We start from the raw sequence: 26,209 nt of genomic DNA on the forward strand, positions 1-26,209 counted from the left end.
TCCGTTGTCGGCGTATGCAAAAACGATCTATAAAAAACAAAATCAATGCTATTGAGAAATAAGCAAAGCCATTTAAGGCCTCCAGTTCAGCTGCATCCAATGCATTCGAAGAATATTTTCGATGCCGTTACTGCATACCTGTCCAAGAGCCCCGGATGCGTTGATTTAGATCTAAATGGTCTAAAAATGTGAATTTATAGTATTTAAGTGTTGGTTCCACTTCGGCCTACTTTCGGCTCCTCAACGCCCGTTGCCCCAAGGAGCCGCACCCATGAACCTTCCCTTCAAACGTGTCATCAGTCTGTTCGCCGCACCGGTCCTGGCGGGGCTGCTGGCTTTTACGGCCAACGCCGATGAGCTCAAGGAAATCCGCATCGCCGTGCCGGACCTGAGTGCCGGGACCCAGCACAGTGGTGGCGGGGTCGTGGATGTGCTGCGTGAGCAACAGATCTTCGAAAAGGCTTTCGCCGATCAAGGCATCAAGATTCAGTGGAGCTTCTTCAAGGGCGCAGGCCCGGTGATCAACGAAGCGTTCGCCAACGGTCAGGTGGACCTGGCCTACCTCGGCGATCTGGCGGCCATCATCGGCAAGTCCAATGGCCTGGATACGCGACTGCTCAGTGCCTCGGCGCGCGGGGTGAAGCATTACCTGGGCGTGGTGCCGGGGTCGGGGATCAAGACCCTGCACGACCTCAAGGGCAAACGGGTGGCCATCTTCCGTGGCACCGCCAGCCAGTTGTCCTTCGATGCGGCGCTGGCCAGCCAGGGGTTGAGCGAGAAGGACGTGAAAGTCATCAACCTCGACTTCAACGCGGCAGTCGCGGCGCTGGCGGCGAAGCAGATCGATGCCTCGTGGGGCGGTTCCGGGCTGACGGCGCTGCAAGCCAAGGGGCTGGCCGAGTTGCCGCTCAATACCAAGGATCTGGGCGGTGCCGGCAGTGTGCAGGCGGTATTGATAGGGACCGGAAAGTTTGTCGATGCGCATCCGGAGGCGGTGGCGAAACTGCTCAAGGCCCAACAGCAGGCCGTAGAGTGGCTGACCCAGGACAGCAACAAGGACGCCTACATTCAACTGGTGTCCGGGCTGGCGAGTTATCCACCGGTAATTCTTTCTCAGGATTTGAAGGATCAGAAACTGAGCGAGGTGTTCCCGTCGACGCTCGATCCGGTGTTCCTTGGCAAATTGCAGGATGCCGTGGATCTGGCTTCGCAGCAGAAGCTGATTCGCAAGCCGTTCAAGGTGAGTGATTGGGTGGCGCCGGAGTTGGCTGCGGCCAGGCTTTAAATCTCAAAAGATCGCAGCCTTCGGCAGCTCCTACATTGATCAGTGTAGGAGCTGCCGAAGGCTGCGATCTCTTGATCTTCAAACAGCAACGGCCGTCTGCTGCCTGTCCACCGCCACCAACGTCTCGATCATCGCCCGCGCCGCCGGCGACAAGCGGAATCCGGTGCGACTGACGATCCCGCACCGTGCATTCATGCTCTCGATGTTCTGCGGCAGGTTGCGCCAGTGCAGCAGCACCAGTGAACCCTGGGCGATGTCTTCAACAAACGCTTCTTCAGTCCCCACGCCAATCGCATTCGATTGCAGCACCACTTTCACCAGCGCCGGGAAATGTTCGGTCTCGATGCTCGGTGAAAAATCCACCCGCCCACTGAGGTTCGCCAGCAGTTTTCGAATGCCTGGCGGGATCATCGTGGTCGCCAGTGGGTAATCGAACATGTCATTGGTCGACAGGCTTTCCTTGGCCAGCAGTGGATGTCCCGGTCGGCAGAAAAACACACCGCGCTTGGGCGTCAGGGCCTGGGTCTGGAAATTCGGGTCGGACTCGAAATGGCGGATGTCGGCGATGAAGAATTCGATCTCCTCACGGCTCAGCGCACGGCTGAGTTTTTCCCAGTTATCCACCTCAAAGCAGGTGCGCACTTTCGGATGCACGTTGATGAATTGCGCCACCGCATCCGGCACCAGTTTCACCGCCGGTGCCGGGCCGCAACCGAAGCGCAGTTCACCGGCATCGAGCTTGGTCATCTGCGTCACTTCAGCGTTCAAGAGGGCCGCGCCCTGCACCAGGCTGCGGGCATGTTGCAGCACCACCAGGCCTTCGGGGGTGGGGCGCAAATCCTTGTTGCCACGGTCCACCAGAACACAGCCGAACTCATGTTCGAGCCCCTGGATGCTGCGGCTGAAGGCAGGCTGGGTAATGCCCATGGCCTCGGCCGCGCGCACGAAACTGCGGTGTTCGTCGAGGGCGATGAAGTAACGCAACTGGCGAAGATCCATATGCTTTTCCGGCATCCTAAAAATAGTTCGAAGGCATTTGCGACGAGGGTTGACTGAGGTTTTAAATGCAACCTCTTATTCCGTCAACGAAGCATGTAGATATCTATTAGATCTAAACAGAATATAGATAGAGCAGTGTTTCGCGGCCGGTTCAACCGCAAGCAGTCCGATGAGGGTTTACCTATGAGCAATGCCGCTTTCGCAGTACAACCTGCTGTTCACGCGCTTGAAATCCATCCGGTGGCCGGTCGCATCGGTGCCGAAATCCGTGGCGTACAGCTTTCGGGCGAGCTGGATGCCGTCACTGTTGAAGCCATTCAACAGGCACTGCTGCAATACAAAGTGATCTTCTTCCGCGAGCAGACCCAGCTCGACGATCAACGCCAGGAGGCGTTCGCCCACCTGCTCGGCGAGCCGGTGGCGCACCCCACCGTACCGGTGCGCGAAGGCACGCGTTTTCTGCTGGAACTGGACGGTGCCGAAGGCCAGCGAGCCAGCTCGTGGCACACCGACGTGACCTTTGTCGAGGCCTACCCCAAAGCTTCGATCCTGCGCTCGGTGGTGGCCCCGGCTTTCGGCGGCGACACCCTGTGGGCCAACACCGCCACTGCCTATGACGGGTTGTCGGTGGAACTGCGTGAACTGGCCGACAAGCTGGTCGCCGTGCACAGCAATGAATACGACTACGCCGGCAGCCGGCCCGATGTCTCGGCCGAGAAGCTGGAGCGCTATCGCAAGATTTTCACCTCGACCGTCTACGAGACCGAACACCCGGTGGTCCGCGTACACCCGATCAGCGGTGAGAAGAGCCTGTTGCTGGGGCATTTCGTCAAGCGCATCAAGGGCTATTCCCAGGCCGATTCGGCGCACCTGTTCGGCTTGCTGCAAAGCCATGTGATCCGCCAGGAAAACATCGTGCGCTGGCGCTGGAAGGCCGGTGATGTGGCGATCTGGGACAACCGCTCCACCCAGCATTACGCAGTGGATGACTACGGGACCCAGGACCGCATCGTGCGCCGGGTGACGCTCAAGGGCGAGGTGGCGGTGGGTGTGAACGGGCAGGTCAGCCAGACGGTGAAAGGGCCGGATATCGACGGCGTCTGAGCTGACGCTATCGCCAGCGGGCTCGCTCCCACACTGACCGTGTGAACACTGGAGATCCCCTGTGGGAGCGAGCTTGCTCGCGATGGCGGCCTGGCAAGCAACAAAGAATTTACTTTGATCGGGAACCCTGCCTTATGAGTCCGTTGCACGTCGCTTCAACCTCTTCACCCCAACGGCTCAAACGCCTGCCCCTCGCGCTATTGCTGGCCGGCAGCGCCAGTTGGACCCAGGGCTATGCGGCCGAAAGCGCTACCCCGGAAACCACCCCCGTTAAAACCGCCACGGCCGACAGCGCGCAACTGGAAACCGTGACGGTCACCACTCGCCGCCGCGAAGAAAGCTCGCAGGATGTACCAACGCCAATGAGCGTGGTCAGCGGCCAGACCCTGGAAACCCAACGGGTCTATCGCATCCAGGATCTGCAGCAGCTGGTGCCTAGCGTCAACGTCGCCTACATGCATGCGCGCCAGTCCAGCGTGTCGATCCGAGGCCTGGGCAATAATCCGGCCAGCGATGGCCTGGAAGGCAGTGTCGGCCTGTACATCGACAACGTTTACCTGGGCCGTCCCGGTATGGCCGTATTCGACCTGATGGACATCGAGCAGCTCGAAGTGCTGCGCGGTCCGCAGGGCACCTTGTTCGGCAAGAACACCACCGCCGGGGTGATCAACATCAGCACCCGCGCGCCGACCTTCACCCCTGAACGCAGCATCGAATCTTCCGTGGGCGAGGACGGATACTTCCAGACCAAAGGTACGATTTCCGGCCCGTTGAATGACGAACTGGCCGGACGTTTTTCCGCGTATCGCACCCGCAGCGATGGCGACATCAAGAACGAATTCGACGGCCACGATTTAAACGGTGGCTCCCGCGAAGGCTTCCGTGGGCAGTTGCTGTTCAAGCCCAACGAGTCATTCAACCTGCGCTGGATCGGCGACTACAACGAGGAAGATTCCAGCGCCGGCACACGTGTGCTGTACAGCACCGGCCCGACCATCAATGGCACCAACCTGTATCAGACCCGGGCCAACGCGGCGGGCGCGACACTGGTTGACGGCACGCACCGCAAGGTCAACCTGAACAACGAACAACACGTCACTGTGCATCAGGGCGGTACCTCGGTCGAGGCCAACTGGACATTGCCAAGCGACTTCACCCTGACCTCTATCAGCTCCTATCGCTGGTGGAATTTCACCCCGCGCAACGATGACGGCCTGAACGTAACCGCCTTCTACAACGCTGGTGTTTCGGTGGAGGATAAGCAGTACTCACAGGAGTTCCGCCTGGCGTCGCCTACCGGTGGATTCTTCGATTACGTGCTCGGCGCCTACTACTTCGGTTCCGACCTGGACAACAAATCCTTCACCTATTACGGCCCGCAAGCGGACATCTGGAGCGGTACGCCAAACGGTGCGTTGAACAATGTCGACAGCGTCGGCAACGGGCATATCGAAACCAACAGCTTTGCGCTGTTCGCCCAGGGCACCTGGCACCTGACCGAACGCCTGGACTTCACCGCCGGGCTGCGTGGCACCTATGAAGAGAAAAACGCCAATGTCACGCGCGATGCACCGGTCGGTGGCGTTGCGGTAACCGGTGCGGCGGCCGCGGCGAGGCGTGGTCGTGCCGGCGCATACGATTCCGGCGATCTGAATCAGTACAGCTCCAGCCCCTCGGGTTTGTTGAACCTCAGTTACCGCCTCACCGACGACCTGCTCACTTACGCCACCTTGTCCCATGGCGAAAAATCCGGCGGGGTCAACCTGGCGGTGGGCACGGCACCGGTTGCCGGCGCCGACTCGCTGCTGATCGGCACCGAGCGCGCCAACAATGCCGAGCTCGGTTTCAAGAGCACCCTGTGGGACCGTCGCCTGCAACTCAACGCCAACCTGTTCTGGACCCAGGTCAATGGCTACCAGACCAACGCCTACGACGACGTCAATCGCGTGCAATACCTGACCAACGCCGGTTCCGTGCGCTCCCGTGGCGTGGAGTTCGAAAGCACCCTGATCCCGCTGCGTGGCCTGACGCTGAACATCAACGGCTCGTACAACGACGTCAGCTACCTCTCCTACAAGGATGCGCCGTGCCCACCGGAAGTCAGCCTGGCGCCGGGCGCTCCAGCGTCCTGCGACCTCAGCGGCCATCAAGTGGTGGGTGCTTCGAAATGGATCGGCAACGCCAACGGCGAATACAAATGGAACCTGAGCAACGGCTTCGAAGAGTACGTCACCGCCAGCTATGCGTTCCGCTCCAAAGCGGTGGGCACGGTGGAAGATTCCGACTTCGGACAGATCCCGAGTTATGCGGTGGTCAACCTGTCCACCGGCCTTCGCGGCGACTTCAACCAGGGGCAATGGGACGTTTCGCTGTGGCTGAAAAACGCCTTCGACAAAACCTATTACACGACGTTGTGGACGGCCGCCAATGGCGGTTATGAAGGCCTGCTCGGGACCCCGCGGACGCTGGGCGTGACCGGCCGATATGACTTCTGACGGCGAAAAACCATGCCTTGGATGAATACTTTCAATGCGGGCAAGGCATCGGTTTTTCCCCGCTACGCCGGAGCCCTTGAACGGCGGGCTCTGGCGGTGGATTGATGGTTTATATATTCGCTTAAGGTCTAAACATAAGTTTAAACATTACTTTCAGAACTAAGCGTTCAAGCCAATGATTGCTCTACCGGGACGTCGTCGGGGGATGTTCAGTACGACGTTCCGGTAGTCCGCAAAGAGACCGCAGGGAGTTAAACAATGGGCAATGTCCAGACCGCCGCCAGCGCGCATGAAGTGCTGTGGCGCCAGGCACCCGGTGGTGAGTTGGTCGACCTCGGCCGACCGCACCGGGTGCCCTTGGGCCAGTTGCGTTTGCAGCGTGCGCCCAAAGACGTCCTTCGCCGACGAGAAGCGATCGTGCTGGGCGTGCTGGCGTTGCTGGTGCATGGCGCGGTGATCTATTGGGTCAATCAGCAACCGACCACCGTGCTGCCCATCGTGCCACCGGAGATTCCGCCGATGACCATCGAGTTCTCGCGTCCGGCGCCACCGGTGGTCGAGCCGCCGCCACCGCAACCTGTCCAGCCTGTGGTGGAGCCGCCTCCTCCCGTGGAAGACGAACTGGCGGTGAAACCACCTCCACCGAAGCCGGTTCCCAAGCCCAAACCGGTGGCCAAACCGTTAGTGAAACCGGCGCCAAAAGCCGTTGAACAACCACCTGTGCCGCCACAACCGGTAGCGCCTGTCGCGGCCCCGGCGCCACCTGCACCTCCAGCGCCCGCACCTGTGACACCGGCCTCGGCCACCGCCGGTTACTTGAAAAACCCGGCGCCGGAATACCCGTCGCTGGCCCAGCGTAAAGGCTGGGAAGGCACGGTGTTGTTGCGCGTGCATGTGCTGGCCAGCGGCAAGCCCGGCGAGATCCAGCTGCAGAAAAGCAGCGGTCGCGATGCACTCGACGAAGCGGCGCTGAACGCGGTGAAACGCTGGAGTTTCGTGCCGGCCAAGCAAGGTGATGTCGCCCGGGACGGCTGGGTCAGCGTGCCTATCGATTTCAAGATTCATTAAACCGAAACCAAATTCGCGCGAAACGTTTACACGAGGAATACACCATGACGTTACTGGCATCTCCACTTGAATCCATCGAAAGCGCGGTGATCTGGCTGCTGGTGGTTTTTTCCGTCGCGACATGGGGTCTGGCATTGCTCAAGGGCGTGCAGTTCGCTCGACTCAAGTCACAGGATCGAAAGTTTCATCAACAGTTCTGGGCGGCTTCGAGCCTCGACTCGGCGGCGGAGCTGAGCGAAACCAGGCCAGGGGCGGCAGCCCGGGTTGCACAGGCCGGTTATGCGGCCATCCAGGTGGGCGAGACGCCGCAGGCGGCGGACTTGAGTCAGGCGATCAATCATCAGGATCGTCTGGAGCGTGCCTTGCGTCAGCAGATCGTGCGTGAGCGTCGGTCGCTGGAAACCGGGTTGGCGGTGGTCGCGAGCATTGGCAGCACCTCGCCGTTCATTGGTTTGTTCGGCACGGTGTGGGGAATCATGGAAGCGTTGAAAGGCATCAGCGCGGCGGGCTCGGCAAGTCTTGAAACGGTCGCCGGGCCGATTGGCGCGGCACTGGTCGCCACCGGCGTCGGGATCGCCGTCGCGGTGCCGGCGGTGCTGGTTTACAACTATTTTTTGCGTCGTTTGAAACTGACGGCGGCGGACCTGGATGACTTCGCCCACGACTTCTACAGCCTGGCGCAGAAGAGTTCGTTCCGTGTGCTGATCCACCCGACGGCGCACAAGGCGGTAGCCCAGGGCAATGCGCAGAAAGTGAAGGAGGCGTCCTGATATGGCCTTCTCCACGCAAGACACTGACGAGGTGCTCAGCGAGATCAACGTGACACCGTTGGTGGATGTGATGCTGGTGTTGCTGGTGGTGTTCATCGTCACCGCGCCGCTGCTGACCAACGCGATACCGATCAACCTGCCCAAGACCGAAGCGGTGGCGCCGGTGGAGCAGAAAGACCCCTTGGTGGTGAGCATCGACGGTGCCGGCAAACTGTTTATCAACAAGGACGAGATACAACCGGACTTGCTGGAGTTCAACCTCAAGTCGGCGAAGGCCAAGGACCCCGAGGTGCGCGTGCAGTTGCAGGCGGACGATGGGGTGAATTACGGCGAGGTGGCGCGGGCCATGGCGTCGATTGAACGGGCAGGGATTACCAAGTTGTCGGTGATTACTGCGCGTTAACAGATTTTCGTTTTCCGGGGCCGTCTCCTTGGCAGGGTGCGGCCCTTTTTTTATGTCGCGACAGTGCTTTTGTGGCGAGGGAGCTTGCTCCCGTTGGGTTGCGAAGCGACCCCAAAGTCTTGTATCGAGGTTTTCCAGGTAAATCGCATTCGCTGATTTGCGGCTGCTGCGCACCCGAACGGGAGCAAGCTCCCTCGCCACAGGGGTAGTGCAAGATGAAAATTAATATTCATTTTAGATCTTAATAAATAGCTTCTTATTCCTTAACGAATATAAATCCTCTCCCTATACTCGACCGGGAACAGACACGCAGCAGGAGAGCTCCCCCATGCGCAACGAATCAATTCGCTACCTGATTGTGCCGGGCTGGCAAGGATCGCCAGAAGATCATTGGCAAAGCCACTGGCAGAACAGCCTGCCGAACAGCGCACGGGTGGAACAGGCCGACTGGCTGACGCCGCGCCGTGAAGACTGGGTCGCGGCGCTGGCCGAGGCGATTGCCGCCGACAGCACGCCGGTGATTCTCATTGCCCACAGCCTGGGCTGCATCACCGTCGCCCATTGGGCCGCGAGTGCCCCCGTGCAGTTTTTGCGTCAAGTGCGCGGCGCCTTGCTCGTCGCGCCGGCCGATGTCGAACGCCCGGCCTGCGCGCCGGCCTTGCGCAATTTCGCGCCGATCCCGACGGATCTGCTGCCGTTCCCCAGCCAGGTTGTCAGCTCCGACAACGACAGCGCCGTCAGTGCACCACGAGCCCTGGAGCTGGCGCGTAACTGGGGCGCCGAGGCGGGGATTCTGGCGGGGGCGGGGCATATCAACGTGAAGTCCGGTCACCAGCGTTGGGAGCAGGGTTTTGCCTACCTCTATCGACTGCAAAACCGCATGGAACACCACGCCCTGCGCCGCGCTTGAACACTTTCCTTATTTAACGCCCCCGTCTCCCGGCGGTTTTGGGCGGGAGTCTGCCATGAGCTTCGAAACCTTCGGCCAGCCACTGCTGACCTTTCCCGATGCTGAAAAAAGTCCCCTGAGCATCCGTGCCAAGGCGCTGGTGTTTGTCGATCCACGGTCACGGCAATTACGTGAAGACCTTGAGCAACTGGCCACGCGTTCAGTGTCAGTGCTTATCCGTGGCGAAACCGGCACCGGCAAGGAGTTGCTGGCCCGCCATATCCACCGCGCCAGTGATCGCGGCGGGTTGTTCGTCTCGGTCAACTGCGGGGCCATCAGCCCGACCTACGCCGACGCCGAGTTGTTTGGCTATGCGGCGGGCAGCTACAGCGGCTCGGCGAGCAGCCGCGCCGGGTGGTTCGGTTCGGCCAACGGCGGCACGTTGTACCTGGACGAAATCGGCGATTTGCCGTTGCCGATCCAGATCAAATTGCTCGCCGCGCTGGAAAACCACGAAGTCACCCGCGTCGGTGCCCAGCAACCGAGCCCGGTGGACGTGCGACTGGTGGCGGCCACCAGCATCGATCTGGCCCAGGCGGTTGCCGCCGGAAAATTCCATGAACGGCTCTATCACTACCTCAGCGAAGGCCAGCTCGAACTGCCGGCGCTGCGCGAGCGCACGGGTGACATCCTGTCGCTGGCCGAATACTTCCTCGGGATCTACAGCCAGCGTCTCGACTTGCCTGTGCCGCTGATCAGCGAAGCGGCGCAGCTTGTGCTGGAACGCCACAGTTGGCCGGGCAATACCCGGGAGCTGGAAAACATCATTCACTTTGCACTGCTGGTGAGTACGGGCGACGAGATTTTGCCGGAGCATTTGAACCTGTCGGAGCCCTCGATTTCGCTGGAAAAAATCGAGCAACACATTGTTTATACAAGCAAAAACGGCACTGCCGGCGAGCGTTCGGCACTCAAGCACTTGCTGGAAAGCCTGACGCAGACGCTTTGATGCGCTGTATGAACAAAATGGAATATGAAGCTGAATAAACGTTATTGTTCGGGAATAAAAAATCCCGGTATTGTCCGCTTCACGCCAGCGATAGCACTTCACTGGCACTCTCATATTCAAGCCGTCGCCACAAGCGACTGTGATTTTCGATAAGGACACTGCATGAAAAAGGTTCTGTTGTTCACCGCACTGGCGGCTGCCCTGACCACGGGTCTGGCCCAGGCTGGCGAGAAGCTGGTGGTTGCCGCGACTCCGGTGCCACACGCCGAGATCCTTGAGCTGATCAAGCCAACCCTCGCCAAAGAAGGCGTGGACCTGGAAATCAAGGTGTTCACCGACTACGTTCAGCCGAACGTGCAGGTCGACCAGAAGCGTCTGGACGCCAACTACTTCCAGACCCTGCCGTACCTGAAGAGCTTCAACGAAGGCAAAGGCACTCACCTGGAAACCGTGATCGGTGTTCACGTTGAACCCTTCGGCGGCTACTCGAAGAAAATCAAAACCCTGGCTGAACTGAAAGACGGCGCGACCATTGCCATCCCGAACGAAGGCAGCAACAGCGGCCGTGCCCTGATCCTGCTGCAGAAGGCTGGCCTGATCGAGTTGAAAGACCCGAAAAACGCCGTGTCGACCCCGAAAGACATTGCCAAGAACCCGCACAACTTCAAGTTCAAGGAGCTCGAATCGGCCATGTTGCCGCGTGTGCTGGATCAGGTCGACCTGGACATGATCAACACCAACTACGCACTGGAAGCGGGCCTGAATCCGGCGAAAGACGCGCTGATCATTGAAGGTGCCGATTCGCCTTACGTGAACTACCTGGTGGCCCGTCCGGACAACAAGGACAGCGTCGCCATCCAGAAACTGGCCAAGGCCCTGACCAGCCCGGAAGTAAAAGCATTCATCGAGAAGAAATACAGCGGCGCGGTATTGCCGGCGTTCTGATTCGCGAAGCAAACCCCTTTAAGGTTTCAAACGCCGACGGCTGATTTAGCGTCGGCGTTTTTTATGTGTGCTGGTTTTATGCTCCGCAACCCAGCGGGAGCAAGCTCCCTCGCCACAAAAAACAACTCCGGGGGCTGCTGTAACCTTCAAGCCGGCTTGGTCTTCAAGGCCCTGCGCAACGCCATCAAGAGTTTCACAATGTCCTGCGGATCCAGCCGTTGCGGCGGTTGTACGTCTGCCATGTTCTCGTCCTTGTGAGGTTTTGGCCGGGAGTCTGGCCAAAAGTGGTTCGTCCTTGGAGCAGCGTTTCGAAAAAAAGATCCTTCCTACGGTGTAAGGGAAAGTAGCTGTCCTCTCTTGTCTGGGCAAACCCGGGCGTCAGTTTTCTCCCTGCACTAACAGTTCTGCTAGGTGCCGGCGTATTCAAACGGGTGCAAACTGCTTCCCTCGCCGGGAGTTGACCCTCATGAGCGCATTGACTCACCCCCTCAATCGCTACCGCTATGATGCCCTGGACCGGTTGGTCGAACTGGAGCCGTCGGAGCTGGAAAAACTGACCCGTTTCTACTGCGGCGAACATCTGGTGACGCAACTGAAAGGTCAGGGTGGGCACTGTGTGCTTCAACACGACAGGCAACTGCTGGCAGTGCAATCGTTTGACGGCGTCGAGCGCGACAGCCAGTTGCTGGTCACCGATCAGCAACGTTCGGTATTGCAGTTGGCCGGACCTGACGGAGTTGTGCGCCAGGTCTACGCGCCCTACGGTCATCGGCGGCTCGAAAGTGGTCCCGGCAGTTTGCTCGGATTCACCGGCGAAGCGCTCGATCCGGCCACCGGTCATTATCTGCTGGGCAACGGGCATCGGGCGTTCAACCCGGTGCTGATGCGCTTCAACAGCCCGGATGGCCTGAGTCCGTTTGGGCGGGGTGGGTTGAATCCGTATGCGTATTGTTTAGGCGATCCGGTGAATTTCAGTGATCCGACTGGGCGGTTTGAAGTCATTGCCAGAATACTGACCAGTATCGGCACGCTGTTTAATTCGATCATCACGCTGAGACCAAGCATTCCCTTTCAGGTCGGGGTGGACGCGCTGGCGAATGGAGCCTTTTTCCGCTTGCCCCTACGACATACGGCGGGTGCTGTGTCATCCGTAGTCGCCGGCGTGTCGGGTGTGGCTGGGGCTACGGTCGGTCTGGGGAGTACGATTACTGCTGCCATCAACCCAACCTCTACTTTGCTTGCGCCTCTGGCCAATACCTCTCTGGGGTTGATGAGCACCTCGGCGATTGGACGATTGGGATCCTGGTGGGCGGCACGTGATGTAGCGGTACTTCCAGCGTTGAGAAATCTGGCTGGCGGTATGCCTTCCGTCTTACCTCAAAGGGCAGCATCGCGTGTAGACACTATCATTGATATGGGCCCGTTCACGCCTTCAGCTCCCCCTGTATCCCCCCCTGCTTCCTCAGGCTCACTTCGACCTTCCGCTCCGCCCGCGACGCCAGGGACCTTTGTTGATAGCTCTTTCAGCTTCGACCCTCCCAACAGATCATCTGAAATGTCGATGAGTGCCAATCGGATCCGTCGTCGCTATAGCCGCTAACTCAGCGTCTGACATTCACACTCACTCCGGCCAGTACCATGCCGGCTCATCCAGCATCCGTTGCCCGACAATCCCGGTCTGCCCGAGATTCTTCTCCAGCACGATGCAATTGCACTCCGGGTCTTCCTGCAAGGCTGAAATCAAGCGCCGGGCATGGGACACCACCCACACCTGGCACTGCTCGGAGGCGCGGATGATCAAGCGTGCCAGCGCGGGCAGCAGGTCCGGGTGCAGGCTGGTTTCCGGTTCGTTCAGCACCATCAACGTCGGCGGTCGTGGCGTCAGCAGCGCCGCGACCAGCAGCAGGTAACGCAACGTTCCGTCCGACAGCTCGGCGGCCGACAGCGGCCGCAACAAACCTTCCTGAAAGAACTCGATGGCGAAGCGCCCGCCAGGCAGTGGTTCGATGTTCAGTCTGGCGCCGGGGAAGGCGTCGCTGATCGCCGTCCGTAAAGCCTCGGGATCACCGATTTCAATGATCGTCTGCAAGGCCGCCGCCAGGTCGCGTCCGTCGTGGTGCAGCACCGGCGTGCGGGTGCCCAGTTGAGGTTGTCGTGCCGGGGCGTCGGCATCGCTGCGAAAGTGATCGTAGAAGCGCCAGCGGCGGATGAACTCGCGCATTTCCAGCACTTCCGGTGATCCGCGCAGGCTGCCGACCTGATCGAACAGGCTGTCGAAAGTCGGTGTGTGCTGCGCCAATACAACCCACTTGCGATCGGCGCGGGCGCGGATCATCGGGCCGTCACGATCGACCAGCAGACTGGCCGGGCGATAGAACGCCCCGGCCCACAGGCATTCGCGTTTGATCTGCGGGTCGAGGCTGAAATAAGACGGTATTGGCGAGTTGCGCCCGGGGAGCATGAAATGGCCATTGGAATCGGGCAGGCCGAGGCTGATCGAGTAGCCGAAGTCCTCTCCCGCAAACCCCAGTCGAAGGCGTTTGACGCCCTGACGCACGGTGGGCTCGATAGCGACTTCGCCAGTGCGCATGCGCCGGGAGATGTTTTCCGGCCCGGCCCAAAATGTCGAATCCAGGCCTCCTTCACGGGCCAGGGCATTGACCACGCCGCCGTGGGCGGTTTCCGCCAGCAGGCGCAGCGCGCGGTACAGGTTGGATTTGCCGCTGCCGTTGGGGCCGGTGATCAGAGTCAGCCGGCCCAGCGGGATCACCAGTTTGTTGATCGAGCGGTAATTGGCCACGGCGAGAGTCTTGAGCATGTGGGTTCCTGAGGCGGGATCGACCGGGGCTCATTGTCAGGCATGCACAGGCGTCTATGGCAAGTGTTTCAGGGCTAAAAAAGTGTGAACTTTTTCTTCATAAGACGCTCGTGCAAGGTTCCCATCCTGTTCTAAGCTCTCTGTCGTGTTGTACGTGAAAAAGGCCAAGGAGTTTGCATGGTGGTTCCCGGATTGAAAGTAGTAATGGCCTTGAGTGTCGTCACCCTGCTGACGGCTTGCGACGAAAAAAAACCCGTGCAGGAATACCTGCCACGGGTGTTCGTGCAAGTCGTCAAGCCGGCGGATTACGCGGCCTCGATTACCCTCACCGGTGATATCCAGGCACGGATACAGACGGAGCTGTCTTTTCGTGTAGGGGGCAAGATCATCCAGCGCTCGGTTGACGTCGGTGATCGAGTGACAGCCAAACAAGTGCTGGCCCGGCTCGACCCGAAGGATCTACAGACCAGTGTCGATTCGGCCCAGGCGCAAGTCGTCGCCGAACAGGCGCGGGTGACCCAGAGTGCGGCGGCGTTCGTGCGCCAGCAAAAACTGCTGCCCAAGGGTTACACCAGCCAGAGCGAATACGACTCGGCCCAGGCAGCCTTGCACAGTAGTCAGAGTGCCTTGAGCGCCGCCAAGGCGCAGTTGGCCAATGCCAAGGATCAACTGAGCTATACGGCACTGATCGCCGATGCGCCGGGGATCATTACCGAGCGCCAGGCAGAGGTTGGCCAGGTGGTGCAGGCAACCATGCCGGTCTTCAGCCTGGCCCGTGACGGCGACCGGGATGCGGTGTTCAACGTCTATGAATCACTGCTGGCCGAGAAGCCGAAAGATCAAACCATCGTCCTCAGCCTGCTCGACAACCCGGCGATCAAGACCACCGGCACCGTGCGCGAAGTCACCCCCTCGGTGTCGGCGCAATCCGGCACCGTGCAGGTCAAGGTCGGTCTCGACAAACTGCCCGACGGCATGCAGTTGGGCTCGGTGGTGAGTGCCACGGCCAGGGGATCGGGCAAGTCGGTCATCGAGTTGCCGTGGTCGGCACTGACCAAAAACATCAGTGAGCCTGCTGTCTGGATTGTCGACGACAAGGGCAAGGCCCAATTGCATTCGGTCACCGTCAGCCGCTACCTGACTGGCAAGATCATCATCAGCGACGGGTTGAAGGACGGCGACAAAGTCATCATCGCGGGCGGACAACTCTTGCACCCGGACATGGAAGTCGAAATTGCCGAAAACACTTACAAGGATCTGACGTGGGGAGCCAAGCCATGAAGCCTTTATGGGCGTTGTCCATCGGGCTGGTGCTGAGCGCCTGTTCCAAAAGCGAACCGCCGCCGGCGCCGGTACGGCCGGTGCTGTCGATCAAGGTCCAGACCTTGAATGAAGAGGACCTGGGCCGCTTCGCCGGCAGCATCCAGGCGCGCTATGAAACCGATACCGGTTTCCGTGTGGGTGGGCGAATCGCCAGCCGTAACGTTGATGTCGGCACCGAGGTGGAGAAGGGTACGCTGCTTGCCACCCTCGATCCTTCCGACCAGCAGAACCAATTGCGCTCGGCCCAGGGCGATCTGTCGAAAATCCAGGCGCAACTGATCAACGCCAAGGCCACGGCCCAGCGCCAGCAAGCCTTGTTTGACCGTGGGGTTGGCGCGCAAGCGCAACTCGACGAGGCCAATACCGACCTGAAAACCACCCAGGCTTCACTCGATCAGGCCCGGGCGGCCGTCAACCAGAGCAAGGACCAACTGGGCTACACCGAACTGCGCGCCGACCATAAAGCCGTGGTCACCCAGTGGAGTGCCGAGGCCGGGCAAGTGGTGTCGGCCGGTCAGCAAGTGGTGACCCTGGCGCAACCAGACATCAAGGAAGCGGTGATCGACCTGCCCGATACCCTGGTCGATCAACTGCCCGGCGATGTGGTGTTCCTGGTCGCTGCGCAGTTGGACCCGAGCATCAACACCACCGCCATCATCCGCGAAATCGAACCCAAGGCTCAAAGCGCCACACGCACCCGTCGCGCCCGCCTGACCCTGGCCGAAACGCCACCGGGCTTTCGCCTGGGTACGGCCATCAGCGTCACCCTGAGTTCGGCGATCAAGCCGCGTATCGAATTGCCGGTCACCGCACTGCAGGAGGTCGATGGCAAACCACGTATCTGGGTGATTGATGCACAGAGTAAAACCGTCTCTCCCCGTGACATCCAGGTGATCAGCCGTACCGACAGCACCGTGGTGCTGGCTGGCGGCGTGAAGAACGGCGAGCGGGTGGTCAGTGCCGGTGTGAACAGCCTCAAACCGGGGCAGCAAGTGAAAATCGACGAGGACAGTCAATGAAAGGGCCTTTCAACCTCTCGGAATGGGCCCTCAAGCATCAGTCGTTCATCTGGTATCTGATGTTCGTCGCATTGCTGATGGGTGTGTTCTCGTACTTCAACCTGGGGCGCGAAGAAGACCCTTCGTTCACCATCAAGACCATGGTGATCCAGAGCAAATGGCCGGGGGCGACCCAGGAGGAAACCCTCAAGCAGATCACTGACCGGATCGAGAAGAAGCTCGAAGAACTCGACTCCCTCGACTATGTGAAAAGCTACACGCGCCCCGGTGAGTCCACGGTGTATGTGTACCTGCGCGACACCACCAGTGCCAAGGACATTCCGGAGATCTGGTATCAGGTACGCAAGAAGATCAACGACATCAAGTACCAGTTCCCGCAAGGCATACAAGGGCCGTCGTTCAACGACGAGTTCGGTGACGTCTTCGGCTCGATCTACGCCTTCACCGCCGACGGCCTGACCCTGCGTCAGTTGCGCGACTACGTGGAACAGGCACGCATGGAAATTCGCGGCGTGCCGGGGTTGGGCAAAATCGAAATGGTCGGCCAGCAGGATGAAGTGCTGTACCTGAACTTCTCCACACGCAAACTCGCAGCGCTGGGTATCGATGAGCGTCAGGTGGTGCAGAGCCTGCAAACCCAGAACGCCGTGACCCCGGCGGGTGTCATCGAGGCCGGGCCGGAGCGGATTTCGGTGCGCACTTCAGGGAAGTTCGCTTCGGAGAAAGACCTGGCCGAGGTCAATCTCAAGCTCAACGACCGCTACTATCGTCTGGCCGACATTGCCGAAATTCGTCGCGGCTATGTCGATCCGGCCTCGCCGGAATTCCGCTACAACGGCAAACAGGCCATCGGCCTGGCGATTGCCATGCAGACGGGGGGCAACGTCCAGGCGTTCGGCAAGGCCTTGCACGCCCGGATGGACCAGTTGACCGCCGACCTGCCGGTGGGTGTCGGCATTTACAACGTCTCCGACCAGGCCGTAGTGGTGGAAGAGGCCGTCGGCGGTTTTACCAGTGCCTTATTCGAGGCGGTGGTGATCGTGTTGCTGGTCAGCTTCGTCAGCCTCGGCGTGCGCGCCGGGCTGGTGGTGGCGTGCTCGATCCCGTTGGTGTTGGCGATGGTGTTTGTGTTCATGGAATACAGTGGCATCACCATGCAGCGGATTTCCCTCGGTGCACTGATCATCGCCCTCGGCCTGCTGGTGGACGATGCGATGATCACCGTGGAAATGATGGTCACGCGCCTGGAGATGGGCGAGACCAAGGAGCAGGCGGCGACCTTTGCCTACACCTCCACGGCGTTCCCGATGCTCACCGGTACGCTGGTGACAGTGGCGGGCTTCGTGCCGATCGGCTTGAACGCCAGCTCCGCCGGTGAGTACACCTACACCCTGTTTGCGGTAATTGCCTGCGCGATGCTGGTGTCGTGGGTAGTGGCGGTGCTGTTTGCGCCGGTGATCGGCGTGCACATTCTCAGTGCCAACGTGAAGCCCCATGAAGGTGAACCCGGGCGCATCGGCAAGGCGTTCAACGGTGGGCTGCTGTGGTGCATGCGCAATCGCTGGTGGGCCATCGGCATTACGGTGCTGTGTTTTGTGTTGGCGCTGTTCAGCATGCGTTACGTGCAGAACCAGTTCTTCCCGTCTTCGGATCGTCCGGAAATCCTGGTTGATCTGAACCTGCCGCAAAACGCCTCGCTCGACGAAACCCGCCGGGCTGTCGATCGCCTTGAAGCCACGCTCAAGGACGATCCGGACATCGTGCGCTGGAGCACCTACGTCGGTCAGGGCGCGATCCGTTTCTACCTGCCACTGGACCAGCAACTGCAAAACCCGTTCTACGCGCAGTTGGTGATCGTCAGCAAAGGCCATACCCGTGAAGCCATGATGCAGAAGCTTCGCGAGCGCTTGCGCAACGACTTCGTCGGCATCGGCGGTTATGTCCAGGCACTGGAAATGGGCCCGCCGGTAGGGCGTCCGATCCAGTACCGGGTCAGCGGCAAGGACATCGACCAGGTACGCCGACATGCCATCGACCTGGCCACTGAGCTGGACAAGAACCCGCACGTTGGCGAGATCATCTACGACTGGAACGAGCCGGGCAAAGTCCTGCGCATCGACATCGCCCAGGACAAGGCGCGGCAATTGGGGCTGTCTTCCGAGGATGTGGCCAACCTGATGAACGGCATTGTCAGCGGCCAGACGGTGACTCAGGTCGATGACGACATTTACCTGATCAACGTGGTCGGGCGCGCGGTGGATTCCGAGCGCGGAACGCCGGAAACCCTGCAGAACCTGCAAATCGTCACGCCTAGTGGCACGTCGATTCCGCTGCTGGCGTTTGCCACGGTGCGCTACGAACTGGAGCAGCCGTTGGTATGGCGTAGGGATCGCCTGCCGACCATCACCATCAAGGCGGCGATTCGTGACGAGATCCAGCCGACGGACCTGGTGAAAATCCTCAAGCCATCCATCGACGCTTTCGCAGCCAAACTGCCGGCGGGCTACAAGGTCGCCACCGGTGGTACGGTGGAGGAAAGCGGCAAGGCCCAGGGGCCGATTGCCAAGGTGGTGCCGCTGATGCTGTTCATGATGGCGACCTTCCTGATGATCCAGCTGCACAGCGTGCAGAAGCTGTTCCTGGTGGCCAGTGTCGCGCCGCTGGGGCTGATTGGCGTGGTGATCGCGCTGGTGCCTACCGGTACGCCGATGGGCTTCGTGGCGATCCTCGGGATCCTGGCGCTGATCGGTATCATCATCCGTAACTCGGTGATCCTGGTGACCCAGATCGAAGAGTACGAGCAGAAGGGCTACGCGCCGTGGGATGCGGTGGTGCAGGCCACCGAGCATCGACGTCGGCCGATCCTGCTGACCGCCGCGGCGGCGAGCATGGGGATGATCCCGATTGCCCGGGAAGTGTTCTGGGGGCCGATGGCCTACGCGATGATCGGCGGGATCGTCATCGCCACCTTGCTGACGCTGCTGTTTTTGCCAGCGTTGTATGTGGCCTGGTACAAGATTCGTGAGCCGAAAAAGGAGGCGCAGTAAGGGCGAGCGCTTCGCGCTCATCGCGAGCAGGCTCGCGATGGCGTCCGAATTGACTACACAGCCTTACGCCAGACACTCGCCAACCAAGGCTGCTGCTCTCGCGGCAGCCCGGCCGGCCGGTAGTAATGCTCCAGCTCCACAAACCCCGCCTCGATCAACAAATGCTGCCAGGCCGCCAGGTCGTGATACGACCCATAACGCGGTCCGTTCCAGCCTTCCTGATTTTCGCCACGGGGATTGGAACTGAACAACACACCACCCGGTTTCAGCGCTCCCCACAATTGCTTCAACACCCGTGGTAATTCCTGACGCGGAACATGAAACAGCACCGCATTGGCAAAGATTCCGTCGAAACGCTTGGCCGGCAGATCAAGCTTCAGGAAGTCCTGCTGCCACACCTCGCAACCGCTGTCCTCACGGGCCATCTGCGCGAACTTTTCCGAACCGTCGAGGCCGACCGCCTTGTGGCCCATGCGGGTGAACGTCTGCAGATCACGTCCCGGCCCGCAGCCAAAATCGAGAATGTCGAAAGGCGCTTCGCCCTGAATGTGCCGGAGCAGGGCATCGATGTTCTGGCTGACGTCGTGATCACGGGTGCCTTCTCGGAAACTTTCGGCCGTCGAGTTGTAGTGGCCCAGGGTCGTGGTGGTGATCTGTTCGAGGTCGTCGGGTGTTTGCTTCATGGTCGGCTGCGCAGGAAAAAGGAGATGGGTTGACTATAAGCGCTTTCGCGCTTTGAAAGATCGCAGCCTGCGGCAGCTCCTACGTGTGAACGCCAAACTCTGTAGGAGCTGCCGAAGGCTGCGATCTTTTGGCCTTGGCTCAGCCCTGCTTCATCCCCAAACACTCAATGGAGTGATCCACCATCGCCTTGGCAATCTCCAGCAAATGCCAGATCGAGTACACCATCGCCCGGTCGGCGCCCTTCAGTTGGTCGCCACACTGATACGCCGTGACCGAAGCACAGCGCAGCAGATCGGCGACATAGAGCTGGGTGTCTTCAAAGCTCACGTCCTTGCTGACGTTGTAGAAGCGCATTTCATCGGGGGGTGTGGGTTGCTTGCCGGTGAGGTGGAAATCGATGGCGCGGTAAAGCGCGGAACGATCCCTGAGCAAATCGTCGGTGACGGTTTCGGTGGTAGGGTTTTCGGGAGGTGGATCGGGAACGGATTTTTTCATGAGTGTTGCTCCTATTGCTGCATGGGAGCCATCACTTATCGCCTACTAAACGATTGGGTGGCGGCTGTACGCAGGTTAGTAGGCCGGTCAATAGGAAAAACCGGTGCACCCGAAGGTGCCCCACGCACAGCCACCATATTCTGCATGCGGCAAAATTTGCCGGACATGAGCATGGAATCGCTATGCGCCTATTGTTCCGGGCTACTAAACCCGATCACTGATGAGCAGTGACGGACCGAGACTAGCCACCGGTTTTGGCAGGCGCAAGCGAGCGAAATGATCTAGGAAATGTCCTGCAAAAGAAAGGGAACGAGCCTGCGGAACGGCTGATTTCCCTGTACGAAAACTTCCCTCTGGAAGTCTGTGATCACCTGTGGCGAGGGAGCTTGCTCCCGCTCGATCGCGTAGCAATCGCAAAATCTGACACCTGAATTTCACTGACACACCGCACTGAATGGTTTGGGGCTGCTTTGCAGCCCAGCGGGAGCAAGCTCCCTCGCCACAAAAGCCCGGTGACCTTCAGCTCGTCAGCGCTTGTTCAACCCCCGCGCCAACCGATCCCCACCGAGTTGAATCACCGCCACCACCGCCACCAGCAACACAATCACCGTCAGCATAATCTGGCTGTCAAACCGCTGATATCCATACCGGTAGGCAATGTCCCCCAGCCCACCGGCGCCAATCGCCCCGGCCATGGCCGAGGAGTTGATCATGGTGACCAAGGTGATGGTGAACCCGCCCACAATCCCGGGCAGCGCTTCAGGCAACAACACATGCCAAACGATGTGCCAGCGCCGACAGCCCATGGCTTGCGCCGCTTCGATCAACCCATGATCGACCTCGCGCAAGCTGACTTCGGCAATGCGCGCAAAGAATGGCGTAGCGGCGATGGTCAACGGCACCACGGCCGCCCATACGCCGTAGGTGGTGCCTACGATCAATCGGGTGAACGGAATCAGCGCCACCATCAAAATCAGGAACGGAATCGAGCGAAACAGGTTCACGAATGCACCCAGTGCGCGGTTCAGTGCCGGGGCTTCGTAGATGCCGCCCCTGGAGCTGGTGACCAGGATCACCGCCAGCGGAATGCCCGCCAACAGCGCGATCAATGACGACACGCCGACCATCAAGAACGTGTCGATGAAACCTTGCAGCAAGCGATCAAACCACATAGCCCAGTACCTCTACTTGTTGCGCCCATTGGCCGGCGCGTTGACGCAATTGCTCGGCACCGAGAGTCGAGCCGGTCACTGCCAGCAGCAGTTGCCCGAGGGCATGGCCCTGAATCCGTTCCACGCCGCCTTGCAGCAATCGCACACGGCCTCCGAGGGCGCTGAACAGTGCCGCCAGGTCCGGTTCGTCGCGTTGGCTGCCGGTGAACTGCAAACGCAGGACCACGGCGGCGTCCGGGGAATTTGGCTGCGCCTGCAAACGGCTTTGCAGCTCTTTGGGCAATGCATGTTGCAACGGCGCCAGCATTGTCTTGCTGACCTCATGCTGCGGATTGCCGAACACTTCCCACACCGGGCCTTGCTCGACGATGCGCCCATGCTCCAGGACAACCACGCGATCACAGATCTCACGGATCACCGCCATCTCGTGGGTGATCAGCACAATGGTCAGGCCCAGGCGCTGATTGATCTCGCGCAGCAGGCCGAGGATCGACTGCGTGGTCTCCGGGTCGAGCGCCGAGGTGGCTTCGTCGCACAGCAGAATTTCCGGGTCATGTACCAGCGCCCGGGCAATGCCCACGCGCTGTTTCTGCCCGCCGGACAACTGCGCCGGGTAAGCCTTGTGCTTGGCCTGCAAGCCCACCAGCTCCAATAGTTCACGGACCTTCTGCTCGCGTTGTTCCTTGGGCACGCCGGCGACTTTCAGCGGCAGTTCGACGTTCTGCCAAACGGTCTTGGCCGACATCAGATTGAAGTGCTGGAAGATCATGCCGATGCGCCGACGCAGCGCCACCAGGCGGTCTTCGTCGAATTCGCCGATGTCCACTTGATCGATCAGCACCCGACCGCTGCTCGGTTGTTCCAGGCGATTGATGGTGCGGATCAGCGACGACTTGCCGGCGCCGCTGCGACCGATGATGCCGAACACTTCGCCGCGCTGGATCGCCAGGTCGATGCCGTGCAACGCGGCCACCGGGCCTTGCTGGCCGTTGTAGGTTTTACCCAGATTGATGAAGCGCACATGAGCACGATTGAGCTCGGGATGCAGCTCGGTTTGTTCAGCGCGTTGAGGCTCTGGAAGCTCCAGTCGCCGTTGAATGGCGGCGGTCATGTTCAGCTTTCCCAACCGGCTTGATAGAGCTTGCCGTGGGCTTTATCCAGCGCGGCGCGCACCGCGGGTGAGTGCTGGTAGATGTCGACGAACTTGATCAGGCGCGGGTCGGTTTTGCTCTTGGGCTGGATCACGAACTGAATCACGTATTCCTTGTGATCGAGGCCGTCGAACAGCAGCGCAGAGCCCGCGTCGAAGGTTTTCGACAAGCGAATGTAGGCCGGGTAGCCCTGCACCAGATCGGCGTCGTCATAGGCACGCACCAGTTGCACGGCTTCGACCTGGAGGATCTTGATGTGCTTCGGGTTGGCGATGATGTCTTCTTCGGTGGCCTTGTAGCCGACGCCGGGCTTGAGGGTGATCAGGCCGGCCTTGGCCAGCAACTGCAAGCCACGACCGCTGTTGATCGGATCGTTGGCGATGGCCACGCTGGCGCCTTGCGGCAGTTCGTCGAAGCTTTTGTATTTCTTCGAGTAGAGGCCGACGTTGTTGATGATTCCCGGCGCGAAAGGCACCAGGTCGAAACCGGCCGCAGCCTTGGCGTTTTCCAGGAACGGGATGTGCTGGAAGTAGTTCACGTCGATGTCACCTGAAGCCAGGCTGACGTTCGGTGCGATCCAGTCGCTGAACTCCACCAGTTCGACTTTCAGGCCTTGTTTGCCGGCTTCTTCGACCGCCGCTTCAAGGGGAATGGCGAAGGCGGCGGTGGTGCCGATTTTCAGTGGGGCGTCGGCGGCGAAGGTTACCGAGCTGAACAGGCCGAGGGCCAGGGCCAGTGCTTTGACTGGGTGGGAGAGGTAGTTCTTTTTCATGATGAGTTATCCAGTCAATTGTCAGTATTGGGTTCACATTTGTGGCGAGGGAGCTTGCTCCCGCTGGGCTGCGAAGCAGCCCTGAAAACATCCGATAAGGTGTGACAGACAAATCGGATCGGCAGATTTGCGACTGCTACGCAGTCGAGCGGGAGCAAGCTCCCTCGCCACAGGGTTTAGTGTCGGTAGTGGGAGCCGGTATGTTGCTCAGGCAAATGCGCCTCTCGCTGAAACAGCTTTTCGCGCAAGGTACCGCTGTCGTACGCCGTCTTGTACGAGCCCCGCCGTTGCAACTCGGGGATCACCAGTTCGATGAAATCCTCATAGCTTTCCGGCGTGACAATCCGCGTCAGGTTGAAACCATCCAGCCCGGTTTCGGCGATCCAGGATTCCAGTTCATCCACCACTTGCTGCGGTGAGCCGACCACGGTGATGTAGCGCCCGCCGAGGGCGTGTTGTTCCAGCAATTTGCGGCGTGTCCAGTCGTTGTTTTGCAGGTGTTTGGTGGCGGACTGGATCGCGTTGCTCTTCACGTACTGGATCGGCTCGTCGATTTCATATTGGGAAAAATCGATCCCGGTGGACGCCGAAAAGTGCGCCACGCCGGCCTCGGCACTGGCGTAGCTCAGGTATTCGGCGTGCTTGGCCCAGGCCCGCTCTTCGGTGGCGCCAACGATCACGTTCAGGCCCATGAACACCTTGATGTCCTCGGGATTGCGTCCGGCGGAGGCGGCCGCGGCGCGCACCTTGTCCACCTGCGCCTTGGTCGATGCCTTGGTCTGGCCGCTGATGAACACGCACTCGGCATGTCGCCCGGCGAACAGCAAACCGCGATCCGAACTGCCGGCCTGGAACAGCACCGGCGTGCGCTGTGGCGAGGGCTCACAGAGGTGATAACCCTCGACCTGATAGAACTCGCCCTTGTGCTCGACCTTGTGCACTTTGTCTGGCTGCGCGTAGATCCGCTGCCGTGGATCGTTGAGCACCGCGCCATTTTCCCAACTGCCTTCCAGGAGTTTGTAGAGCACCTCCAGGTACTCGTCGGCCTGGTCATAACGACGGTCATGCTCAACCTGTTCGCTAAGGCCCATGGCCTTGGCAGCGCTGTCGAGATAGCCGGTGACGATGTTCCAGCCGACACGCCCACGACTCAGGTGATCCAGCGTCGACAGGCGGCGGGCGAACAGATACGGCGCTTCGTAGGTGAGGTTGGCGGTCAGGCCGAAGCCGAGGTTTTTCGTCACTGCAGCCATGGCCGAGACCAGCAGCAGCGGATCGTTGACCGGCAACTGGATCGACTCTTTCAACGGCACGTCCACCGAGTTCTGGTAGACGTCGTAGACCCCGACGATGTCGGCGATGAACAGGCCGTCGAACAGCCCGCGCTCCAGCAGCTGCGCCAGTTCGGTCCAGTATTCGATCGTGTTGTAGCGGGTGGACGTATCGCGCGGGTGCGTCCACAAGCCATGGTTGATGTGCCCGATGCAGTTCATGTTGAAGGCATTGAGCAGGATCTTTTTCTTGGCCATTCAGATGGTCCCCCGCAGTGGCGGGTTTTCATCGTTGAGGTAGTAATTGCCCACGGCGTGGTACTTCCAGCGCACCGGGTCGTGCAGGGTGTGTACCCGGGCGTTGCGCCAGTGGCGGTCGAGGCCGTGTTCGATCAGGGTTGCCTGGCTGCCGGCCAGTTCGAACAGTGTGCTGCCGGCGGCCAGGGAGATTTCGGTACTGAGGGCGCGGGCTTCGGCGACGGCAATCGAGGCGGCCGCGACGGTCTGTGCATGGGTGTCGGCCTGGGCCTCGTCGAGGTATTCACCGGCCCGCTCCAGCAATGCCTCGGCGGCGTGCAGGCGAATGCTCAGGTGGCCGAAGCTCTTGAGGGTCAGCGGATCGTCCGTGGCTTTTTCGTGGGTGGCGTCGATCCATGGCCGGGTTTTGGTGCGCACGAAATGCAGCGCATCTTCATACGCGGCGCGGGCGATGCCGGTGTCGATGGCAGCATGGAGAATCTGCGCCAGCGGGCCGACCGGGGTCGGGCGTTCGAAAGCGCTTTGAAAGGGGATCACATCTTCGCCGGCGACGTAGACATCTTCGAACACCACCGAACCGCTGCCGGTGGTGCGCTGGCCGAAGCCGCTCCAGTCGTCGATCACGCTCAGGCCCTTGCTGTTGCGCGGGACGAACGCCAGTTGCTGTACGCCGTTTTCATCCACCACCGAGGTGGGAATGCGCTGGGCGTAGATCGCGCCCGTGGCGTAGAACTTGCGACCATTGATGCGATAGCCGCTGCCGTCGCGAGTCAGGCTGGTGACGCGATCGTGTGCGGTTTTGGTGCCGAGTTCCGCCAACGCATTGCCGAAGCGCTGACCGGCCAAAACCTCGGCGTACAGGCGTTGCTTCTGCTCGTGGCTGCCGTTCACCCGCAGTACTTCGAGGGCATAGAAATGGTTCTGCGGGATCTGCCCCAGGGAGCCGTCGGCCCGGGCGATCAAGGCGATGACCTTGGCCAGGGTGACGTTGGAAACACCGGCGCCGCCGTATTCCTTTGGCACACTGATGCCCCACAGGCCCGAGCGGGAAAACACTTCCAGTTCCGGGTGTGGCAAGCGGCGTAAACGGTCGCGTGTGGCGCTGTCGCGTTTAAAGTCTTCGGCAAGGTCGCTGGCGACGACCAGGGCTTGCTCATCGCTGGTGATGACCGCGACGTGGTGAGAACTTGTCATGTGTTTCTCCAGAGCTCTGGTAAAAAGTGTTCTGGTCG

22 protein-coding genes are annotated in these 26,209 nt (G+C 60.3%); 13 read left to right on the forward strand and 9 right to left on the reverse strand.

Annotated elements, in window-relative coordinates:
- Positions 1 to 271: 271 nt before the first annotated feature.
- Entirely contained in the window at positions 272 to 1,285 is a 1,014-nt protein-coding gene (locus ACM6IT_RS13730; protein WP_414918188.1) for an ABC transporter substrate-binding protein, read from the forward strand.
- Between the two features lie 78 nt (positions 1,286 to 1,363).
- On the opposite strand, the gene ACM6IT_RS13735 is transcribed toward ACM6IT_RS13730, so the two are convergent.
- Complete coding sequence (locus ACM6IT_RS13735) at positions 1,364 to 2,284, reverse strand: LysR family transcriptional regulator (RefSeq protein WP_414918189.1); 921 nt, start codon at positions 2,282 to 2,284, stop codon at positions 1,364 to 1,366.
- Positions 2,285 to 2,467: 183 nt separating this feature from the next.
- Here ACM6IT_RS13735 and ACM6IT_RS13740 point away from each other — a divergent pair, with 183 nt between their 5' ends.
- The 9 genes from ACM6IT_RS13740 (at position 2,468) to ACM6IT_RS13780 (ending at position 12,567) form a co-directional block, all read left to right on the forward strand.
- Positions 2,468 to 3,388, forward strand: coding sequence for a TauD/TfdA dioxygenase family protein (locus ACM6IT_RS13740; RefSeq protein ID WP_414914100.1), 921 nt, complete (start codon positions 2,468 to 2,470; stop codon positions 3,386 to 3,388).
- Positions 3,389 to 3,522: 134 nt separating this feature from the next.
- Positions 3,523 to 5,883, forward strand: a complete 2,361-nt coding sequence (locus ACM6IT_RS13745) for a TonB-dependent receptor (RefSeq protein WP_414918190.1) — start codon at positions 3,523 to 3,525, stop codon at positions 5,881 to 5,883.
- Positions 5,884 to 6,141: 258 nt separating this feature from the next.
- Complete coding sequence (locus ACM6IT_RS13750) at positions 6,142 to 6,951, forward strand: energy transducer TonB (RefSeq protein ID WP_056726953.1); 810 nt, start codon at positions 6,142 to 6,144, stop codon at positions 6,949 to 6,951.
- A gap of 44 nt (positions 6,952 to 6,995) precedes the next feature.
- On the forward strand, positions 6,996 to 7,721 hold the full coding sequence (locus ACM6IT_RS13755) for a MotA/TolQ/ExbB proton channel family protein (RefSeq protein ID WP_056726952.1): 726 nt from the start codon (positions 6,996 to 6,998) through the stop codon (positions 7,719 to 7,721).
- Position 7,722: 1 nt separating this feature from the next.
- On the forward strand, positions 7,723 to 8,124 hold the full coding sequence (locus ACM6IT_RS13760; RefSeq protein WP_007972930.1) for an ExbD/TolR family protein: 402 nt from the start codon (positions 7,723 to 7,725) through the stop codon (positions 8,122 to 8,124).
- A 328-nt stretch (positions 8,125 to 8,452) separates the two neighbouring features.
- The gene (locus ACM6IT_RS13765; protein WP_008045411.1) at positions 8,453 to 9,034 is read left to right on the forward strand and encodes an alpha/beta hydrolase; all 582 of its coding nucleotides are present in this window, start codon (positions 8,453 to 8,455) and stop codon (positions 9,032 to 9,034) included.
- Positions 9,035 to 9,089: 55 nt separating this feature from the next.
- Positions 9,090 to 10,022 carry a sigma 54-interacting transcriptional regulator gene (locus tag ACM6IT_RS13770; protein ID WP_414918191.1) on the forward strand — a complete coding sequence of 311 codons (933 nt, stop codon included), beginning with the start codon at positions 9,090 to 9,092 and terminating at the stop codon, positions 10,020 to 10,022.
- 162 nt (positions 10,023 to 10,184) lie between these two features.
- A complete protein-coding gene (locus tag ACM6IT_RS13775) occupies positions 10,185 to 10,967 on the forward strand; it encodes a MetQ/NlpA family ABC transporter substrate-binding protein (protein ID WP_056726949.1) in 783 nt (260 codons plus the stop codon).
- A 466-nt stretch (positions 10,968 to 11,433) separates the two neighbouring features.
- Positions 11,434 to 12,567 (forward strand): RHS repeat-associated core domain-containing protein, encoded by a 1,134-nt coding sequence (locus tag ACM6IT_RS13780; protein WP_414918192.1) that lies wholly within the window; start codon positions 11,434 to 11,436, stop codon positions 12,565 to 12,567.
- A gap of 21 nt (positions 12,568 to 12,588) precedes the next feature.
- Here ACM6IT_RS13780 and ACM6IT_RS13785 read toward each other — a convergent pair whose 3' ends face one another.
- Positions 12,589 to 13,785: an AAA family ATPase gene (locus ACM6IT_RS13785; protein WP_414918193.1), complete on the reverse strand. Its 1,197-nt coding sequence runs from the start codon at positions 13,783 to 13,785 to the stop codon at positions 12,589 to 12,591.
- Between the two features lie 177 nt (positions 13,786 to 13,962).
- On the opposite strand from ACM6IT_RS13785, the gene ACM6IT_RS13790 reads away from it, so the two are divergent.
- The 3 genes from ACM6IT_RS13790 to ACM6IT_RS13800 are packed head-to-tail and all read left to right on the forward strand — an operon-like array spanning position 13,963 to position 19,174.
- Positions 13,963 to 15,066, forward strand: a complete 1,104-nt coding sequence (locus ACM6IT_RS13790; protein ID WP_056726946.1) for an efflux RND transporter periplasmic adaptor subunit — start codon at positions 13,963 to 13,965, stop codon at positions 15,064 to 15,066.
- Positions 15,063 to 16,127, forward strand: coding sequence for an efflux RND transporter periplasmic adaptor subunit (locus tag ACM6IT_RS13795; RefSeq protein ID WP_414918194.1), 1,065 nt, complete (start codon positions 15,063 to 15,065; stop codon positions 16,125 to 16,127). Before ACM6IT_RS13790 ends, ACM6IT_RS13795 begins: the two co-directional genes overlap by 4 nt.
- On the forward strand, positions 16,124 to 19,174 hold the full coding sequence (locus ACM6IT_RS13800; protein WP_056726944.1) for an efflux RND transporter permease subunit: 3,051 nt from the start codon (positions 16,124 to 16,126) through the stop codon (positions 19,172 to 19,174). Before ACM6IT_RS13795 ends, ACM6IT_RS13800 begins: the two co-directional genes overlap by 4 nt.
- 53 nt (positions 19,175 to 19,227) lie before the next feature.
- On the opposite strand, the gene ACM6IT_RS13805 is transcribed toward ACM6IT_RS13800, so the two are convergent.
- The 7 genes from ACM6IT_RS13805 to ACM6IT_RS13835 all read right to left on the reverse strand — a co-directional run bounded on the left by ACM6IT_RS13805 (position 19,228) and on the right by ACM6IT_RS13835 (position 26,171).
- Positions 19,228 to 19,857, reverse strand: a complete 630-nt coding sequence (locus tag ACM6IT_RS13805) for a class I SAM-dependent methyltransferase (RefSeq protein WP_414918195.1) — start codon at positions 19,855 to 19,857, stop codon at positions 19,228 to 19,230.
- A gap of 139 nt (positions 19,858 to 19,996) precedes the next feature.
- Complete coding sequence (locus tag ACM6IT_RS13810) at positions 19,997 to 20,353, reverse strand: DUF6124 family protein (RefSeq protein ID WP_056726942.1); 357 nt, start codon at positions 20,351 to 20,353, stop codon at positions 19,997 to 19,999.
- Between the two features lie 527 nt (positions 20,354 to 20,880).
- Positions 20,881 to 21,525: a methionine ABC transporter permease gene (locus ACM6IT_RS13815; protein WP_056726941.1), complete on the reverse strand. Its 645-nt coding sequence runs from the start codon at positions 21,523 to 21,525 to the stop codon at positions 20,881 to 20,883.
- On the reverse strand, positions 21,515 to 22,636 hold the full coding sequence (locus ACM6IT_RS13820; protein WP_414918196.1) for a methionine ABC transporter ATP-binding protein: 1,122 nt from the start codon (positions 22,634 to 22,636) through the stop codon (positions 21,515 to 21,517). The genes ACM6IT_RS13815 and ACM6IT_RS13820 overlap by 11 nt, the downstream gene beginning before the upstream one ends.
- 2 nt (positions 22,637 to 22,638) lie before the next feature.
- The gene (locus ACM6IT_RS13825; RefSeq protein ID WP_414918197.1) at positions 22,639 to 23,448 is read right to left on the reverse strand and encodes a MetQ/NlpA family ABC transporter substrate-binding protein; all 810 of its coding nucleotides are present in this window, start codon (positions 23,446 to 23,448) and stop codon (positions 22,639 to 22,641) included.
- Between the two features lie 176 nt (positions 23,449 to 23,624).
- Positions 23,625 to 24,977, reverse strand: coding sequence for an LLM class flavin-dependent oxidoreductase (locus ACM6IT_RS13830; RefSeq protein WP_414918198.1), 1,353 nt, complete (start codon positions 24,975 to 24,977; stop codon positions 23,625 to 23,627).
- The gene (locus ACM6IT_RS13835) at positions 24,978 to 26,171 is read right to left on the reverse strand and encodes an SfnB family sulfur acquisition oxidoreductase (protein WP_414914111.1); all 1,194 of its coding nucleotides are present in this window, start codon (positions 26,169 to 26,171) and stop codon (positions 24,978 to 24,980) included. It lies immediately after the preceding gene.
- Positions 26,172 to 26,209 lie beyond the last annotated feature (38 nt).

It is taken from the genome of Pseudomonas sp. IT-P4, assembly GCF_949767755.1.
Lineage (GTDB): Bacteria > Pseudomonadota > Gammaproteobacteria > Pseudomonadales > Pseudomonadaceae > Aquipseudomonas > Aquipseudomonas monachiensis.